Source organism: Cystobacter fuscus DSM 2262 (genome assembly GCF_000335475.2).
GTDB lineage: Bacteria > Myxococcota > Myxococcia > Myxococcales > Myxococcaceae > Cystobacter > Cystobacter fuscus.
This window is the reverse complement of sequence record NZ_ANAH02000008.1, coordinates 39,189-56,646: the sequence shown is the minus strand read 5'-3', so window position 1 is coordinate 56,646 and position 17,458 is coordinate 39,189. Positions and strand designations below refer to the sequence as shown.

General features: G+C 70.9%; 15 protein-coding genes. 13 read left to right on the top strand and 2 right to left on the bottom strand.

The window, feature by feature from the left end:
- The first annotated feature begins 124 nt into the window (after positions 1-124).
- Genes D187_RS15095 through D187_RS15070 form a run of 6 tightly spaced genes read left to right on the top strand, consistent with a single transcriptional unit; the run spans position 125 to position 6,665 of the window.
- Positions 125-841 (top strand): YIP1 family protein, encoded by a 717-nt coding sequence (locus tag D187_RS15095; protein ID WP_002626205.1) that lies wholly within the window; start codon positions 125-127, stop codon positions 839-841.
- Positions 838-2,166 carry a TolC family protein gene (locus tag D187_RS15090; protein ID WP_002626204.1) on the top strand — a complete coding sequence of 443 codons (1,329 nt, stop codon included), beginning with the start codon at positions 838-840 and terminating at the stop codon, positions 2,164-2,166. Before D187_RS15095 ends, D187_RS15090 begins: the two co-directional genes overlap by 4 nt.
- Complete coding sequence (locus D187_RS15085; protein WP_002626203.1) at positions 2,163-3,416, top strand: efflux RND transporter periplasmic adaptor subunit; 1,254 nt, start codon at positions 2,163-2,165, stop codon at positions 3,414-3,416. Before D187_RS15090 ends, D187_RS15085 begins: the two co-directional genes overlap by 4 nt.
- On the top strand, positions 3,413-4,171 hold the full coding sequence (locus tag D187_RS15080; protein WP_002626202.1) for an ABC transporter ATP-binding protein: 759 nt from the start codon (positions 3,413-3,415) through the stop codon (positions 4,169-4,171). Before D187_RS15085 ends, D187_RS15080 begins: the two co-directional genes overlap by 4 nt.
- Complete coding sequence (locus tag D187_RS15075; protein WP_002626201.1) at positions 4,168-5,403, top strand: ABC transporter permease; 1,236 nt, start codon at positions 4,168-4,170, stop codon at positions 5,401-5,403. The genes D187_RS15080 and D187_RS15075 overlap by 4 nt, the downstream gene beginning before the upstream one ends.
- 8 nt (positions 5,404-5,411) lie before the next feature.
- Positions 5,412-6,665 (top strand): ABC transporter permease, encoded by a 1,254-nt coding sequence (locus D187_RS15070; protein ID WP_002626200.1) that lies wholly within the window; start codon positions 5,412-5,414, stop codon positions 6,663-6,665.
- 10 nt (positions 6,666-6,675) lie between these two features.
- On the opposite strand, the gene msrA is transcribed toward D187_RS15070, so the two are convergent.
- Positions 6,676-7,335 carry a peptide-methionine (S)-S-oxide reductase MsrA gene (gene msrA / locus D187_RS15065; RefSeq protein WP_002626199.1) on the bottom strand — a complete coding sequence of 220 codons (660 nt, stop codon included), beginning with the start codon at positions 7,333-7,335 and terminating at the stop codon, positions 6,676-6,678.
- A 109-nt stretch (positions 7,336-7,444) separates the two neighbouring features.
- Here msrA and D187_RS15060 point away from each other — a divergent pair, with 109 nt between their 5' ends.
- Complete coding sequence (locus D187_RS15060; protein ID WP_002626198.1) at positions 7,445-7,726, top strand: hypothetical protein; 282 nt, start codon at positions 7,445-7,447, stop codon at positions 7,724-7,726.
- A 7-nt stretch (positions 7,727-7,733) separates the two neighbouring features.
- Here the strand turns inward: D187_RS15060 and D187_RS15055 are convergent, their stop codons facing one another.
- Positions 7,734-8,033 (bottom strand): hypothetical protein, encoded by a 300-nt coding sequence (locus tag D187_RS15055; RefSeq protein WP_155893366.1) that lies wholly within the window; start codon positions 8,031-8,033, stop codon positions 7,734-7,736.
- A gap of 183 nt (positions 8,034-8,216) precedes the next feature.
- Between D187_RS15055 and mtgA the strand changes: the two genes are divergently transcribed.
- The 6 genes from mtgA (at position 8,217) to D187_RS15025 (ending at position 17,457) form a co-directional block, all read left to right on the top strand.
- Positions 8,217-9,113, top strand: coding sequence for a monofunctional biosynthetic peptidoglycan transglycosylase (gene mtgA / locus D187_RS15050; protein ID WP_002626196.1), 897 nt, complete (start codon positions 8,217-8,219; stop codon positions 9,111-9,113).
- Between the two features lie 93 nt (positions 9,114-9,206).
- Positions 9,207-9,590, top strand: coding sequence for an SET domain-containing protein-lysine N-methyltransferase (locus D187_RS15045; protein WP_043429979.1), 384 nt, complete (start codon positions 9,207-9,209; stop codon positions 9,588-9,590).
- Between the two features lie 30 nt (positions 9,591-9,620).
- On the top strand, positions 9,621-10,550 hold the full coding sequence (locus D187_RS15040) for a DUF2135 domain-containing protein (protein WP_002626194.1): 930 nt from the start codon (positions 9,621-9,623) through the stop codon (positions 10,548-10,550).
- A 15-nt stretch (positions 10,551-10,565) separates the two neighbouring features.
- Positions 10,566-11,138, top strand: a complete 573-nt coding sequence (locus D187_RS15035; protein WP_002626193.1) for a DUF1175 family protein — start codon at positions 10,566-10,568, stop codon at positions 11,136-11,138.
- The gene (locus tag D187_RS15030) at positions 11,135-12,751 is read left to right on the top strand and encodes a hypothetical protein (RefSeq protein WP_002626192.1); all 1,617 of its coding nucleotides are present in this window, start codon (positions 11,135-11,137) and stop codon (positions 12,749-12,751) included. Before D187_RS15035 ends, D187_RS15030 begins: the two co-directional genes overlap by 4 nt.
- On the top strand, positions 12,748-17,457 hold the full coding sequence (locus D187_RS15025) for an alpha-2-macroglobulin family protein (RefSeq protein WP_002626191.1): 4,710 nt from the start codon (positions 12,748-12,750) through the stop codon (positions 17,455-17,457). The genes D187_RS15030 and D187_RS15025 overlap by 4 nt, the downstream gene beginning before the upstream one ends.
- The last annotated feature ends 1 nt before the right edge of the window (position 17,458 follow it).

Here is a 17,458-nt window from a genome sequence, read left to right as displayed (position 1 = left end):
GAAGATGTCCGGGAAGGGGTGGGCCGCCAGCCTGTTGGGGGTGACAGGGGACAGGCGCATTTGCAATGAAGTGCGTCCTCTCGCGTACATTCTCGCGCCGCCTCCGATCGCCTTCTCCTTGACTATGATCTCACTTGCTCAACCCGCCCGGGTGCTTCTCGATCCGCTCGACGCGACACGCGTCGCGGTCGAGGCCCATCGCTGGGTATGGCCCCTGCTGCTGCTCGTCCTCTGCGTGTCCGCCTCGGGCACGGCGTTCTCCCTGCGGTGGGACGCGAGCGCCTCGGTGGTGCAGCAGTTGCAGATGACGGGTCAGCTCGAGCGGATGACGGAGAGCGAGCTGTCCGAGGAGATCCAGAGCGCTCCCCGCAAGGCGCTGATCCTGGGCCTCCTCAAGGGGGTGCTGCTCATGCCGCTGCAGACGCTGGTGCTGGCGGCGCTGCTGTGGGTGTGCGCGTGGCTGTTCGATCGGAGCGCGCCCTTCGGCCGGCTGCTGTCGGCGGCGGCGCTGGCGATGCTGCCCATCGCGCTCTACCACCTCGTCTTCACGATCTGCGCGTTCGCCCAGCCCTCCCTGTCCGAGGCGCGCGTGCAGGATCTGGTGCCCTCGAGCCTGGCCGTGCTGGAGGGCCTGTCGCCCAAGATGGAGCGGGTGATGCGCGCGGTGGACTTCTTCAACCTGTGGAGCGTGGTGCTGCTCGGGCTGGGCTTCTCCGCGGCCACGGGCATGAGCCGGGCCCGGGCGGTGGTGCTCGGGTGCGTCCTCTATATGATGTTCATCGGCGTGGTCTTCGTGGGCCTGCCCGGCATCGCGGCGGCCAAGATGGGAGGTGCGGCATGAACGCGTTCCTGCTCGCGGCGGTGCTCGCCGCCGCCCCCACGCCCATCCAGCTCGAGGAGGCGCGGGCGCGCAGCCGGGAAAACACCCAGTCGCTCACGGCCCTGCTCCAGGTGGCCGCCGCCGAGCAGGATGTGCGCATCGCGCGCTCCTCGCTGCTGCCCCAGGTGGGCTTCCAGGTGGGCGCCACGGGCGTGTACTCGGGTCCCTCGCGCGACTACAACGTCGTGCCCTCGCCGGAGGGGGGCTACGTGAACATCCCGGTGGATGTGCCGGCGGCGACCTTCGCGGACTTCGGTCTGAGCGTGTCCATCCGCCAGGTCATCTATGACCGGTCCATCTGGGCGAGGCTGGAGCAGAGCGGCGCCCAGCTCGAGTCGCAGCGGGGCCAGGCCCTGGAGGATCGCGACGCCAGCGAGCAGGAGGGCATCCAGCGCTTCTTCCTGCTCTACCGCACCCAGTCCACCATCCAGGTGCTCCAGGCCAACGTGAAGCGCAGCGAGGAGCAGCTCGAGCGCGCCCGGGCGTTGTTCGTGGCGGGCCGGGTGGGCAAGGCCGAGGAGCTGTCCGCGCAGGTGAACCTGGGCAATGACCGCATCGCCGTGGTGGCGCGGCAGTCCCAGCTCGCGGGCAACCAGGTGCAGCTCGCCACGTGGCTGGCGCTGCCGGGCGCCGAGGAGGTGACGGCGGTGGAGCCGGAGCTGCTGCGTCAGACGCCCGAGCCCGTCATGTCCCTGCCTCAAGCGCTCGAGGAGGCGCGGGCCCGCCGACCGCTGTTGGTGGCGCTGCGCGAGCGGCTGCGCGCCGCGGAGTTGCAGGAGCGCATCGCCCACTCGGGTTTCCTGCCGCGGCTGTCCCTCTCCGTGGATTTGCAGCGCGGGGGTCCGGACGCGGACATCGTCTTCCTCCAGCCTCGGCTGCAGAACTCGGTGCGCGGGGGCATCGCGCTGTCGTGGGATCTCTTCAATGGCTGGGCCACGACGGCGCAGCAGAGCCAGGCCCGGACCCAGAGCCGGGTGGCCGAGCTGAACCTGCGGCAGGCGGAGCGGGATCTGGAGGGGCAGGTGCGTCAGGCGCATGCCACGGTGGAGGCGCAGCTCGTCGCCACGGAGCTGGCGGAGGCCAACCGCAAGGCGGCCGCCGACTCCCTGACGCTCGCCAGCGAGCGCTTCAACGCGGGGGTCAGCTCGACGCTCGAGGTGCGTGACGCCCAGCTCAAGCTCACCCAGGCGGAGCTGACCCTGCTCGAGAACAGGATTGATGTGGAAATCGCCCGTTTCGCGCTGATGCGCGCCATGGGAACGCTGAATCCGGGAGAAGCGAAATGAAGTGGTGGAAGGCGGTCATCGCGGGCGGTTTGTTCCTCGGGGCGGCGGCCATCACCGCGGGGGGGCTGAAGGACAGGCCTCCTCCCTCGGTGGAGGCCCAGTTGACGAAGGCCCGCAAGGGCGGAATCACCCGCACCATCACCGGCGCCGGCAAGGTCCAGGCGGCGACCACGGTGAAGATCTCCTCCAACCTCTCCGGAGATCTGGTGGAGCTGAAGGTGAGGGAAGGCGAGCGGGTGACCAAGGGTCAGGTGCTCGGCCGCATCGATCCGCGCCGGTACGCGGCCGGGGTGAAGCAGGCCCAGGCGGCCCAGGCGGCGGCGCGCTCGGACGCGCAGGTCATCCAGGTGGAGGTGGATCGCACCAACGCGGATCTCGCGCGCGTGGAGGCGCTGGCGAACAAGCAGCTGGCCTCGGCGGCCGAGCTGGAGCAGGCCAAGTCCACGCGGGACTCGGCCGTGGTGCGGCTGGCGGCGGCGCAGCAGCGCCTGTCCCAGGCTTCCGCCGTGTACGAGGAGCAGAGCAACAACCTCTCTCAGACGACGCTCCTGTCGCCCATCGACGGCAACGTGATTGAACTGTCGCGCGAGGTGGGTGAGCGCGTGCGTGGCTCGGACCTGTCCGAGGACGTGGTGATGACCATCGCCGCGCTCAACATCATGGAGGTGAAGTTCGAGGTGGGCGAGCACGAGGTGGTGCACCTCAAGCCCGGCCAGCCGGCGGAGATCACCGTGGACGCGCTCGAGGGCGAGTCCTACGAGGGCGCGGTGGTGGACATCGCCCAGAAGGCGCTCATCAAGAACCCGGGCACCGAGTCGGAGGTGACGAGCTTCCCGGTGACGGTGGCGCTGAGCACGCGGCCGCCCCGGGTGTTGCCGGGCATGAGCGCCGAGGTGCGCATCTCCGCCGAGGTGCACAACGACACGGTGCTCGTGCCCATCCAGGCGGTGACGGTGCGGCCGGAGAAGAGCCTGCCGGACTACAAGCCGCCGGTGGAGGGCGGTCTGTCGGCGCCCCACCGCGCGGAGACGCTCGCCAAGGTGGTCTTCGTGGTGGACGCGGACAACAAGGCGCAGGCGCGCCGGGTGCGCACGGGCATCGCCTCCGACACGGACCTGGAGATCCTCGAGGGCATCCAGGAGGGGGACCGGGTGGTGGAGGGCCCCTACCGCACGCTGTCCAAGGAGCTCAAGTCGGGAGACCTGGTGCGCGAGCCGATGCTGGGTGGGCCGGGTGGTGGCAAGTCGTGAGCACGGCGGCGCTCCCGGGTGACGCCCGGCTCATCGACGTGCGGGACGTGACGCGCGTCTTCCACGTGGGCGGCGAGGAGGTGCGCGCGCTGCGCGGCGTCTCCTTCGGCATCAGCCGGGGCGAGTGGGTGGCCATCATCGGCCAGTCCGGCTCGGGCAAGAGCACGCTCATGAACGTGCTGGGCTGCCTGGATACGCCCACCAGCGGCAGCTACATGCTCAACGGCAAGGACGTGTCGCACATGGTCGACGACGAGCTGGCCGTGGTGCGCAACGAGGAGATCGGCTTCATCTTCCAGACGTTCCAGCTGCTGCCGCGCGAGACGGCGCTCGCCAACGTGGAGCTGCCCCTGGTGTACCGGGGCCTGGGGGCGAAGGAGCGGCGCGAGCGGGCCCGGGCGGCGCTCGCCAAGGTGCACCTGGAGCACCGCATGCACCACCGGCCCAACGAGCTGTCCGGCGGTCAGCGCCAGCGCGTGGCCATCGCCCGGGCGCTCGTGGCCGAGCCCTCCATGCTGCTGGCCGACGAGCCCACGGGCAACCTGGACTCGGCCACCGGCGAGGAGATCGTCCGCCTGTTCGAGGAGCTGCACCGCGCGGGCAATACGCTGGTGCTCGTCACGCACGAGCCCAAGCTGGCGGCGCGCTGTCCGCGGGCCATCCGCCTCAGCGATGGGCAGATCGTCGCCGATGGGCCCGGGCGCGAGGTGGCCCTGGGGCATGGGGCTCCGCTGCAGGCGGTGGAGGGCGTATGAGCCGCCGGGCGGTGAGGGTGGACGTGCTCGAGGGGGCGCGCATCGCGTTCTTCTCGCTGAGCGCCAACCGCATGCGCACGGTGCTCACCACGGTGGGCATCGGCATCGGCGTGGCCACGCTGCTCGCCATCGTCGGCATCATCCAGGGGCTCAACAGCTCCTTCGACAAGCAGCTGGCCAGCATGGGCACCAACTCCCTCTACGTCTCCAAGTTCCCCTGGGTGATGACGGGGGACTGGTGGATGTACCGCAACCGCAAGAACTTCACCCTGCCGCAGCTCGAGCAGATCCGCGCGCAGTCCAGCTACATCTCCGGCATGTCGCCCGTGGTGAACCGCGTGGGCGACGTGGCCTTCAACGGCGAGCAGGTGTCCACCGTGGAGATCACCGGCGCCACGCACGAGTACCTGTCCGTCGCCGCCTACCAGTTGCTCTCCGGCCGGCCCCTCACCGAGGCGGATGACGCGGTGACGCGGCCGGTGGTCGTGCTCGGCTCCAGCGTGGTGGGCACGCTCTTCGCCGGGCTCAATCCCGTGGGCCGCACGGTGCGCATCGACGGCCACCCCTTCCAGGTGGTGGGCACGCTCGCGCCCAAGGGCAAGCTGCTGGGCAATGATCAGGACCTCAAGGTGGTCATGCCCTTCAAGACGTTCTACTCCACCTTCGGCAAGGGCCGCGGCTTCAGCATCGCCATCTCCATCGAGCGCCCCGAGGACATGAAGAAGGCGGAGGATCAGCTCGTGGGCATCCTGCGGCGCGTGCGCGCCACGCCCCCGGGCGCCCCGGACGACTTCTCCATCAACAAGCCGGAGATGATGGCCAAGACGTACGAGCAGCTCACCGGAGCGCTCTTCGGCGTGGCGGTGGGGGTGGGCTTCATCACCCTGCTGGTGGGCGGCATCGGCATCATGAACATCATGCTCGTGTCGGTGCGCGAGCGGACGCGGGAGATCGGCATCCGCCGCGCGCTCGGGGCACGCAAGCGCACCATCGTGTTGCAGTTCCTCATGGAGGCCTCGGCCGTGTCCGCGCTCGGGGGGCTGACGGGCACGATCGTGGGCCTGGGCACGGCGAAGATCCTCTCGCTGCTCACCCCCCTGGCCGCGGACGTGCAGTGGATCACCGTGGTGGGCGGCGTGGCGTTCGCCGCGCTGGTGGGTCTGCTGTTCGGCATCTGGCCGGCGGCGCGCGCGGCCAACCTGGATCCCGTGGAAGCGCTTCGCTACGAATGAGTCTCCCCATGCTCCGACGCTTCCGCGCCTCCTGGCTCGCGGCCACCGACAACCTGCGGCTCGCCGTGGGCACCTTCCTGGGCAACCCCCTGCGCTCGCTGCTCACGCTGCTGGGCATCGTCATCGGCGTCATGACGGTCATCACCATGATGGCGCTCATCGAGGGGCTGCGCCTCAAGGTGAACAAGGACCTGTCCCAGCTGGGCGCCAACACCTTCCAGGTGAGCAAGTGGCCGGTGGGCTTCGGCCGGGTGAACTGGCGCAAGTACGCCATGCGCAAGAACATGACGCTCGAGGACGTGCGCGCCATCCTGGAGACGTGTCCCTCGGTGCTCCAGGTGTCCGCGTCGGACAGCGAGGGGGGGCAGAAGCTGTCCACGGCGAACATGGAGACGCGGCCCTCGGTGGACGTCACCGGCGCCACCCCCGAGTACCTGGAGACGAGCGGCATCAGCATCGCCTCGGGGCGCTTCTTCGGCCCGGTGGACGAGGTGGATGGGCGCCAGGTGGTGGTGGTGGGCATGGACGTGGTGGACGCGCTCTACCCGGGCATGAATCCCATCGGCCAGCAGCTGCGCATCAAGGGCCGGCCCTTCACCGTGGTGGGCGTCACCCAGCGGCGCGGCAGCTTCCTGGGCATGGTGAGCATGGACAACGAGGTCTTCGTGCCCCTGCGCGTCTACAAGCTGCTCTATGGCGCGGGCGGCTCGCTGCAGCTGTCGGTGCAGGCCACCACGCCGGAGCTGCTCTCCAAGGCCCAGGAGGAGGTGTCCAACCTGATGCGCCGCCGGCGCGAGGTGGCCCCGCTCGAGCCCAACGACTTCGAGCTGCACACCAACGAGTCGATGACCCAGACCTTCAACAGCCTCTCCCAGGTCATCACCATCGCCAGCTTCGGCGTGTGCCTGTTGTCGCTCGTGGTGGGCGGCATCGGCATCCTCAACATCATGCTGGTGTCGGTGACGGAGCGGACCAAGGAGATCGGCATCCGCAAGGCGCTGGGCGCGCGCAAGGCGCGCATCCTCGGCCAGTTCGCCACCGAGGCGGTGATGATGGCGCTCCTGGGCGGCGCCATCGGCGTGGGGTTGGGCTTCGGGCTGGCCTTCCTCGTGCGCTGGGTGCTGGGCTTCAACACCGTGGTGCCCGCCTGGGCCGTCTTCCTCTCGCTGGGGATGAGCTCCGGCGTGGGGCTCATCTTCGGCATCTACCCCGCGGCTCGCGCCGCGAGGTTGGATCCCGTCGAGGCCATGCGCAGCGAGTAGCCCCGGGTCGCTACGATGCGGCCACCACGCCCACCGGGCAGCTCACGCCCGTGCCACCCAGGCCGCAGTACCCGTTCGGGTTCTTCGCCAGGTACTGCTGGTGGTAGTCCTCGGCGTAGTAGTACTCGGGCGCCTGGCGCACTTCCGTGGTGATGGGCCCGTAGCCCGCCTGGCCGAGCACCTTCTGGTACGCCGCGAGCGAGGCCTCCACCTGCCGGCGCTGCTCCTCGGTGGTCCAGTAGATGGCCGAGCGGTATTGGGTGCCCGTGTCGTTGCCCTGGCGCATGCCCTGGGTGGGATCGTGGCTCTCCCAGAAGACCTTCAGGAGCGCCTCGAAGGAGAGCTTGCGGGGATCGAACACCACGCGGACCACTTCGGTATGACCGGTACGACCCGAGCACACCTCCTCATAGGTGGGGTTGGGCGTCAGGCCTCCGGCGTAGCCCACGGACGAGGAGTAGACGCCCGGGGTCTGCCAGAACTTGCGCTCGGCTCCCCAGAAGCAGCCCAGGCCGAAGACGGCCTCCTGCATGCCCTCGGGGAGGGGCCCCTCGAGGGGGGTGCCGTTGACGTGGTGCCGGGCGGGAACCTTCATCCGGGTGGAACGGCCCGGAAGGGCCTCCGCCGGGCTGGGGAGCTTCTGCTTGTGGGGATTGAGGAGTTGCCACATGCCGCCGAGTCTAGCGCCGGGAGGGGGCGCGCGCCGCTCTTCCTGTTCTGTTGTCTCGTGGGCAGACGGGCACTTGGGGGAACGCCGTCTGGGTTACAGTGAGGATCCGATGACGGCCTCCGATTCCTCTCCCCCTGACTCCTCCGAGCCGTCCGCCGCCAGCCGTCCCCGTCTGCTCATCAACGGGGAGCTCGTGCGTCCGGAAGATCTGGGCCGAACCCTGCCCGTGACGGTCCAGCGCCGCATGAGCGTCAAGCTGGACCGCGTCGACCGGACGCCGGAGTACGTGCCCATCATCCGCAAGCGCCGTCCCCTCTGGATGGTGGGCCTGGCGGGCGGCCTCGGGGCGGTCCTGCTCCTGGCCCTGGCGCTGTGGCTCTGGTTGACGTGAGTCTCCGCTAGGGAGCGGGGGCGGCCTCACAGCCACAGCCGCAGCGATCGCTGAAGTAGTTCGCCCGGGGAGGGGTCGCGGTGTCCTCCGGGTTCGGACAGACGAACCGGATGACCGCGCACCGCTCGGGATCCCGCGCGACGTAGTACCGGTTCGGATCCTCGTAGTCGCAGCGCTTGTTCGCCTCGTCCTCCAGAGGCCGGGTCTCCGGGGCCGTCGGCGGCGCCACGGCCGTGCTGCTCCTGGCGCAGCCCCCTCCCAGCACCGCCGCTCCCACCGCCAGCCACCCCACCCACCTCGTGCCCATGCCCATGACTCCCTCCTGTGGAGTGGGGAAGATCGGCCGCCAGGAGGCATCCGGGGAGGGGGCGGGCGGGCAGCCGAGGCCTGAGCCGGGTGCTCCATCCGTGCCGGAGGGAAGACGCCAGAGGTGAATTTTCCTCCGGAGGGGCTTCGGGGTAGAGGGGACTCCCCCATGAGCAGCCGGACCATGAAGGTGAAGCAGCAGGGCCCCCCGTCGGGCCGGACGAAGACGAGCAAGACGTCCCCTGGGAACAAGACACCCAAGCCCTCCAAGGCGCCCAAGGCGGCCTCCTCCGGGGGCCTGAAGTGGCCGGGCCGGATCCTGGGCGCGCTGTTCCTGGGGCTCGTGGTGTTCGTGTCCTACGAATACGCGCGCCTTCCAGACGCCGAGCCGCTGCTCAAGCAGAACCCGAAGACGACGGCCCTCATCGAGCAGCGTGCCGAGGAGGCGCGCGCGGCCAACCAGAAGCCCCGGCGCAGGCAGACCTGGGTGGGCCTGTCCAACGTGTCCAAGCACGCCATCGCCGCGGTGGTGCTCTCCGAGGACGCGAGCTTCTTCCTCCATGAAGGTGTGGACACCAAGGAGTTGGAGAACGCCCTGGACGATGCGATCCGCCAGGGGAAGCTGGGGCGGGGGGCCTCCACCATCACCCAGCAGCTGGCCAAGAACCTGTGGCTGTCCACGGACCGCAGCCTCTTGCGCAAGGCGAAGGAGCTGGTGCTCACGCGGCGGCTGGAGAAGGCGCTGCCCAAGCGCCGCATCCTCGCGCTCTACCTGAACGTGGTGGAGTGGGGGAATGGGGTGTACGGAATCGAGGCGGGAGCCCGGGAGCACTTCGGGGTCTCCGCCGCGGAGCTCAGCCCGGCGCAGGGCGCCCTGCTCGCGTCCATGCTGCCCGCGCCCCGGCGGCGCTCGCCGGCCTCGGGCTCGCCGGCCCTCAAGAAGCGGGCCCACTGGGTCATCGAGCAGATGCAGGGGGTGAAGCGGCTCGATGCGCAGCAGGCCGCCGCCGCGCACGCGGAGATCGACGCGCTGATGGGTGGCAAGAAGGCGGACGAGGCCGGGGACGACGAGGAGACGTGAGCCCCGAGCAAAAGAATCCGCCTTGAAGTACATGGGGCGCGGTGTTGGCGTTGCTCGCCTGTCGCGTCGCCTTCAGGAGCCATGGATTCGCGTATGCAAGTCGTGCCTCAAACCAGCAGCGTGGGGTTCCGGGAGATCCCGGGCAAGGGCCGTGGTGTGGTGGCGCTGCGTGGTTTCGCCCCGGGCGAGGCGGTGGAAGTGGTGCCGGCGATCATCATCCCCAAGAAGGACCTGCCCGTGCCGCTGAGTGGGACGGTGTTCGATCGCTACCTGCTGTACTGGAGCGACGAGCCCGGCCGGGAGTTCGCCATCGCGGGGGGGCTGCTCATGCTCTACAACCACTCGGCCCGGCCCAACGTCAAACTCAAGGACGGCCCGCTGCCGAACACGTTCCTGGTGGAGGCCCTGAGGCGAATCGACCCTGGAGAAGAGCTGACGTTCGACTACAATTGCGAACTGGGGTTCCAGCCGATCTGACCCTCCTTCCCCTCCACTCACGAGCTCCCGATGCTGTCCGTCCTCCTGGCCGTGTTGCTCACCCAGGCCCCGCCCGCGCCGCCGCGGCAGCAGGGCGTCCCCATCGGAAAGGGCAAGACGCCCCCCACGGTGCGCCTCACCGCTCCCTCGGGCGGTTGGACGGTGGACCGGATGCTGCTCGTGGAGGGAACGGTGAGTGACACCACCATCGATCCGGTGGTGCTCTCCATCAACGGCGACCGCTACCTGATGCGCACCTTCGGGGGGCGCTTCCGGCGCAAGTTCCCCGCCGCCAGCGGCAAGAACGTCGTCACGGTGATGGCCACCAACCAGGGCGGCACCACGCGCGCCCAGGCCACCAGCTACGCGCAGATTCCCCCCGTGCCCCTCAAGGCCATCCTCACCAGCGACACCGAGGGCGTCTACACGGACCTGCACATCTACGAGCCCACCCAGGACAGCGTCACCCCGGGCAAGGACGGCAAGGGCGCGCGGTTGGATCTGCGCAAGATGGCGCACGTGTACTGGGCCAACACCGAGAGCCCCAGCGGAGGCACCTTCTTTCTCAACGAGCAGGGCGAGTCGTCCTTCGACGATCCCGCCTACGGCCCCTACCTCTACGTGCACCGGGCCCCGCCCCAGGGCCTCTACCTCATCGCCACCAACTACTGGCCCAGCGGCGACAAGGCCCACACCGTGGCCACGCTCAACGTGGCGCTCTACGAGGGCACGCCCCAGGAGGTGCGCCGCATGGTGCGCATCCCGCTCGCCACGCCCGGCTCCACGCGGGTGCTCGCGTGGGTGAACGTGCTGGGCGAGGGCAAGGCCGAGGTGTACGTGCCCGGCCAGGGCCCGGTCCCCAAGTCCCCCGCGTGGCCCGTCAACCTGGAGGACGCCGTCAAGACGCTCACCCAGGGCGGCGGCTCGGATGAGGGCGGCGGCGAAGGCGAAGGCGAGTGAGGGCCCCGGCCCGCCATGCTCTCCCTGCTCCTGCTCCTGTCGCTCCACGCTGCGCCCGCCAGCGCCGACGAGGCCCCGCTGCGCCGCGAGGTGGCTCGCGTGGCGATCGCCCAGGTGCGCCAGATGGACCCCGCCTGGCACCCGGCGCAGCGCGATTGCGCGGGCCTGGTGCGCTTCGTCTTCCGCAGCGCCTACCGGCGCTGGCGCCCCGAGCGGCTCGCCACGCCCCTGTGGCGCGATGACCGGGGTGCGCCGGGTGACTTCGCGGACGCCGAGACGCTGCTCGCCCGGTCCTTCGTGCCGCTCGGCCGGGACGAGGCCACGCGCGAGTCCCTGCGCACCGGGGACGTGGTGGCCTTCCGCCTGGAGCGCGACGCGGGCCCCGTCTTCCACCTGATGCTCGTGGTGCGCCCCGAGGACAAGGCGCATGCCCCCACGCGCGTCGTCTATCATCCGGGGGAACCGGGCGCCGCGGTGCGCACCGGCGTCCTCCAGTCGCTCGTCACCGAGGCGCCCCTGGAGTGGCGTCCGGTGCCCCAGAACACCGCCTTCCTCGGCTTCTTCCGCTTCAAGGAGTGGACACGATGAACCCTCCCTCATCCCCGCCGGGCGCTCCGCCGCCCCCCTCGCCTCCGGGCCGCAAGGGTCCTCCCCGCGCCCTGCTCGTGGGCGCCGGTGTCGCCGTGCTCGCGGGTGTGTTCGCCGCCGCCTTCTTCCTCGGCCGGGGCAGCGCCCCCTCTCCGTCCTCCTCCGGCACTCCCGGCGCCTCCTCGTCCTCTGGTGACGCCCCGAGTGGCACGGGCCTGCTGCAGGCCCTGCCGCCGGCGCCCGACAAACCCCGGAAGATGGACGTGCCCTCCGAGGTCGTGCGCCCCGCCTTCTGGGTGGACGTCTACACGCCGGGCGAGGTGCGCGAGGCGCTCACGGGCAACGCGTGGCTCCAGGAGCAGTTGCGCAAGCCGCTCGGCCAAGGCTTCGTGGGCGGCTGGGCCGCGATGCTCGGCACCCGGAGCGAGGAGCTCGGCCTGGGCTTCAAGGGCGCCGTGTTCGACCTGCTCGCCGGACAGCTCCTCTCGGCCCCCTTCCGCGTGGTGTGGTTCTCCGGTGACACCCGCACCGGCACGCCCGCCATCCTCGTGCCCGAGCCGGGCAACACCGTCATGGCCGCCTTCGACGGCATGGCCGGAGCGGTGCGCCGCGACGTCCTCACCGCCGACGCGTGTCCGGGAGGGCAGGGCGAGGTGCCTGGCAAGGGCTTCACGCTGACACGCTGGCTCGTGGCCGAGCAGTCCCTGTGGGCGGCGCGCACGGATGACCGGATGGTGTTCGGCCGGAGCCCGGCCGTCGTGCTGCAGGGCCTGTGCGAGCCCCACCTGGACCTGGAGCCGCCCGAGGAGGTGGACCTGGAGCTGGGCTTCTCCCCCGAGGCGCTCGGCCGCGAGGCGCAGCTGCTCACGCACGTGATGGGCGTGTCCCAGGGCATCCGCTTCCAGTTCGCCGCCGAGGGCAATCGGCTGGTGGGCCGGGGCATCACCGGGCCCGTGGTGGATGATCCCCGGCTGGACAGCGCCCCCCTGTCCGAGGAGCTGCTCAAGCTCATCCCCGAGGAGACGCCCGTGCTGCTCGCGCTCCAGCTCAAGCTGCCCGAGCTGCTCGACGCGCCGAGCCTCAAGGCCTTCTGGTCGGGCGGGAGCGCGGACATGGCGGTGCGCACGCGTCAGGTGGCGCTGGTGTGGACGCCCCGAGGGGATGCGAGCCTGCCCAGCGAGGTGGCCCTCCTCTGGGGCCGGCCCGAGGACGCGGTGGCGCTCGACACGCTCTTCTCCGGACCCAACCGGATGGAGCGCGAGACGATGTGTGGCCACCACGTGCTGGCTTCCTCCCCCGCCGTGCTCGAGCGGCTGCGCAAGGCGTGCGAGGGCCAGGTGCCCAACCTGCTGCACGCGGCGGCCCCCGTCGTGGCGGGGCTGCGCGAGAAGGGCTCGGTGTCCTTCGGCGTGCGCACGGGCACGCTGCTCGGCGGGTTGATGGTGGACGGCTACACGTCGCAGCTGTCCTCCGGGGAAGGCGCGAAGCCGCCCGCGCTCAAGGTGCCCGCGGAGATCGAGGCCGCGCGCAAGGATCTCGAAACGCTTCCGTACATCGGCCTGCGCGGCACGGTGGATGGCAACCGGCTGGTGCCGGGAGGGTTTGGTTCATGAAGTCCATCGCTCGCATCGCGGCCCTGGCCGCGCTGGTGTCCGCCGGGGTGGCCGCGGCCAAGCCCCTCTACATCACCGTGCCCCGGGCCTACGGCAGCCACGAGCCGGTCGCCGTGGAGGTGGCCTTCGAGAGCAAGGGGCCCGTGGAGCTGCGGGTGCTCAAGCCCGACAACCTCCAGGCCTTCATCCGCGCGCAGGGCGACATCCGCCGCGCGTACGAGACGCCGCCCACGCTCGCCAATCCGGGCAACGCGCTCAGCCGCGGCCTCAATGCCACGCGCTCCCCGGGCACCTTCCTGCTCAACGCGCTCGGCAACGACTTCCGCGAGGCGGTGGCGCCTCGTCTGCCCGCGCGGCCTCCTCCGCCTCCGGGTCAGTCGCTGGCCCGCGTGGCCGAGGGCGCGCGCAAGCTCGTGGGCGTGCCCGCCGGCTTCACCGCGGTGCGCAGCCAGTGGCTGAACCTGGACCTGGGCGGCACGGATTCCGAGTTCAGCGTGCCGGGCTTCGACACCTCCTTCTACAACAGTGGTTTCCAGGAGCGCCGCGTGACGCTCGCGCCCCTGCCGACCGGCACGTACCTGGTCCAGCTCGTCCAGGGCCGCGTGGAGGGGCAGGTGGTGCTCGTCGTCACGGATCTCACCGTGCAGCTCAAGCAGACGGATGGCCAGGTGCTGGTGCGCGTGGCGGGGAGGGATCAGCGGCCCCGCGTGGGCGCCCAGGTGCAGGTGTACCTGCCCAACGGCAAGGGCCCCACGGGCACCACGGACGCGCAAGGCGAGGTGCGGCTGCCCGTGCAGGAGCCGCGCATCATCGCCACCGCCACGGCCGACGGGGACACGGCGCTCGTGGACACGGACTTCTACTCGTCGCTCGCGGTGGCGCCCGACGTGTTCATCTACAGCGACCGGCCCATCTACAAGCCGGGGGACGAGGTGCGCTTCCGCGGGCTCGTGCGCCAGCCGGACAGCTACCTCGCGCGCCTGTTCACGCCCCGCCGCCGCGACGTGGCGGTGAAGCTCGTGTCGGCCGAGGGCCGCGAGGTGAAGACGCAGGCCCGGGTGGACGAGTTCGGCGCCTTCAACGGCAACGTGAAGGTGCCCGAGGACCTGGGCACCGGCGTGCTGCGCGTCACGGCCGAGCTGGACAGCCAGCCGCACCAGGGCGAGGCGCGCGTGCAGGACTACGTGAAGCCCACCTTCTACCTGGAGCTGCGGCCGGAGTCGGAGACGGTGGTGCCGGGCCAGTCCATCAAGGCCACGGTGCAGGCGCGCCGGTATGACGGGGCCGTGCCTCCGGAGACGCGCTACGAGGTGTTCCTCTACCGCACGCTGCTGGACGCGCCGGCCTGGGTGGATGACGCGGGCCTGGGCGGGCAGGGCAGCGCGGTGACGTACGGGAGCGCCTCCACCATGGAGGGCAAGCTGAGCGTGCCCGAGCGCCTGTACTCCACGGTGGCCCAGCGCGAGGTGGAGGAGGACCCGTGGGCGAGCGCCGCGACGTTCGACGCCGAGGGCAACGCGGTGATTGAAATTCCCGTGCCCGCGCTCAAGCCGGGCGAGGAGCGCCTGCCCTACCGCTACACCCTCACGGTGCGCGCGCGGGATGACCAGAAGACGTTCGCCAACGCGAGCTCCGCCTTCTTCCTGTCCAAGGTGGAGGTGCTGGGCAGCGCGCGCTACTCGGCGGCGGTGGTGAAGAAGGGCGGCGAGGCGGTGCTGAGCGTGCGCGCCACCACGTTGTCCGGCAAGCCCTACGGCACCACGCCGGGCGAGGTGGAGTTCGTGCTGCGCCGCGCGGATGGCGAGGAGAAGAGCCTGGGCAAGAGGAGCTTCACCACGGGGCCGGATGGCACGGCGCGCGAGAAGGTGCCCACCCCGGACGCGGGCGCGGTGCTGGCGCGCGTCACGGTGAAGGACAAGGGCGGCGAGACGTGGACGGGCGAGGAGCAACTGCTCGTCATCGGCGCGGAGAGCGAGCCGGTGGCGCAGGTGCCCACGCTGACGCTGGCGGCGCTCGCGAGCACGTTGTCGCCGGGCGACACGGCGCAGCTCGTGGGCCTGTTGCCCCAGGGCTGGGGCCCCAACGGCACGGAGGGCGGCCCGGTGTGGGTGACGCTCACGGGCGCGGGGGTGTACGGCACGAAGCTCCTCGAGCTGAAGGGCCGCACGCTCGTGTACGACTTCGAGGTGGAGAAGCGCTTTGGCAGCGCGGTGTACGCGTCGGTGGCGTACCCCACGGCGGCGGGCGGCTGGGAGGAGCGCACGGTGGGCTTCCGCATCGTCCCCGCCGAGCGCACGCTGAGCGTGTCGTTGCAGCCCCGGCGCGCCGAGGCCACGCCCCTCACCGAGCAGGTCCTCGACATCCGGGTGACGAACCACGAGGGAGTGGGCGTGGTGTCGCAGGTATCCGTGGGCGTGGTGGACAAGGCCGTCTACGCCATCCAGAGCGAGTTCCGTCCCAAGGTGCTCGACTTCTTCTACCCGCCGGGCCGCGACAACGTGGCCACCTTCGTGTCCGCCGAGTTCCAGGGCTACGGCTACGGCGAGGCCATCGCCCGCAAGCTCTCGGGGCTGCCGGACCATGCCTTCGCCTCCATCAAGCCGCCCACGCGCCAGGCGAAGGATCTGGAGCGCGACACGGCCTTCTGGAGCCCCTCGGTCGTCACGGACCGGGACGGACGGGCCACGGTGCGCTTCAAGCTGCCCTCCAACCAGACACTCTGGGTGGTGACGGGCGTGGCGGCGGACACCTCGGGCCGCTTCGGCGAGGGCACGGCGGAGTTCGCCACGCGCGGCGGGCTCGCCCTGTACGCGGCGCTGCCCCAGTTCCTCCGCCAGGGAGACGAGGCGCGCGCGTCGGTGCGCCTGTCGGCGGGGGAGAAGTCCCCGGACAGCCAGCAGTTGAACGTGCGGCTCGTGGCGTCGGGCGTGCTCGACGCCGCCGAGGACCAGCGCAAGGTGCAGCTCGCCAAGGGGGCGGAGCAGGTGCTGCCCCTCCAGCTCAAGACGAAGGGCGCGGGCATGGCGCAGCTCGCGGTGGAGGTGACGGGGGGCAAGGAGCCGCTGAGGGACAGGCACGTGCTGGACGTGCGCCCGGCGGTGCTCGAGGAGCCGGTGAAGGTGTCGAAGTGGGGCGGCGGCGAGCTGTCCCTGCCCGCGGCGGCGAGCGCGACGGTGGCGGACGTGGAGCTGGTGTTGCAGCCCTCGATCGTGGACGCGGCGCTCGCCAACGTGCGCGAGCTGCTCACCTACCCGTATGGGTGCCTGGAGCAGCTCGTGTCCACCACGGTGCCCAACGTGGCGCTGTACCAGACGCTCAAGAAGGCGGGCGCGCTGGAGTCGCTCGACACGGACAGCCAGGGCCTGCTCGCCGAGGCGCGCAGCCGCGCGGTGCAGGGCACGGCGCGCATCCTGGACATGGGCGTCAAGGGCGGCGGCTTCACCTGGTTCAGCGGCTACAACCAGGCGGACCTGCCCATGACGCTCATCGCGCTGGACGGGCTCGCGTACGCGGTGGATGCGGGGCTCGTGGACCGCAACGATCCGCGCATCACCGAGAGCCTGCGCTGGCTGGAGGCCCAGGAAGGGCTGCCCTTCGAGTGGGACGCCACGCGGGCGTGGGTGCTGGCGCGCATGGATGGCGAGCGGCAGGCGGCCCGGGTGCGCGCGCTGGTGGAGGCCGCGCCGCCGGGAGACCTCTACCCGCTGGCGATGGCGGTGCTGGCGGCGGAGAAGGCGGGGGTGATGAAGGAGCCCGCGCTCAAGGGCCGCATCGACGCGCTGGTGGCCCAGAGCAACGAGGGCTTCGTCACGCTGGCGAAGCTGCCCGCGCAGAGCGAGGCGATGTGGCGCTATCCGCTGCGCCGGGTGGGCCTCACGGCGATCCTCGCCCACGCGGCGTCCTTCGGGAATCTGGACGTGGCCAAGGCGCGCCGGCGGCTGCTGGAGGCGCTGTCGGAGCCGGGGCTGTCCACCTTCGACAGGAGCACGGCGCTGCTGCACTCGCTGTGGCTCGTCGAGCGGGACGCGAAGGAGTTCCGCAAGCTGCCGCCGCCCGAGGTGAAGGGGACGAAGAGCCCGGTGCGCTTCAGCCCGCGGGGAATGGGGCTGGTGGCGGTGCTGGAGCCGGGCACGCGCGGCGTGCAGGTGGCGGACTTCCAGGGCGTGGCGAGCCTGCGGGGCACGGCGGCCACGCCGCTCGCGGACGTCAAGCCCATGGCCGAGGGCATGAGCCTCACGCGCGCCTATTACGTCCTGCGCGAGAGCGGCAAGGTGCGGCTCGAGCCGGGCACTTCGCTCAACCAGGGCGAGGTGGTGTACGTGGAGCTGACGCTGGACGCGCGGGGGGAGAACCGCAACCGCTCGGCGTATTACGTGGTGGAGGACGCGGTACCGGCGGGCTTCGTGCCGCTCATTGAGGACAAGGAGTACCGGGCGGCTCCGCACGAGCTGCCGCTGGCCCCCGAGGCGCTCAAGCGCCGCTCGCTCAGCCCCCAGCGCGCCACGTTCTTCTTCGAGGAGCCGGCGTGGTGGAGCGACAGTCCGCGCACGGTGGGGTACGTGATGCGGGCGCAGTTCGTGGGCAGCTTCTCCGCGCCGCCCGCCGTCATCGAGGACATGTACGTCACGAGCATCCGCGGCCGCACGGGCACGGACGTGCTGAAGGTGGCGCCCTCGCAGACGGACGTGGGGCCGGGCGGAGGGTGAG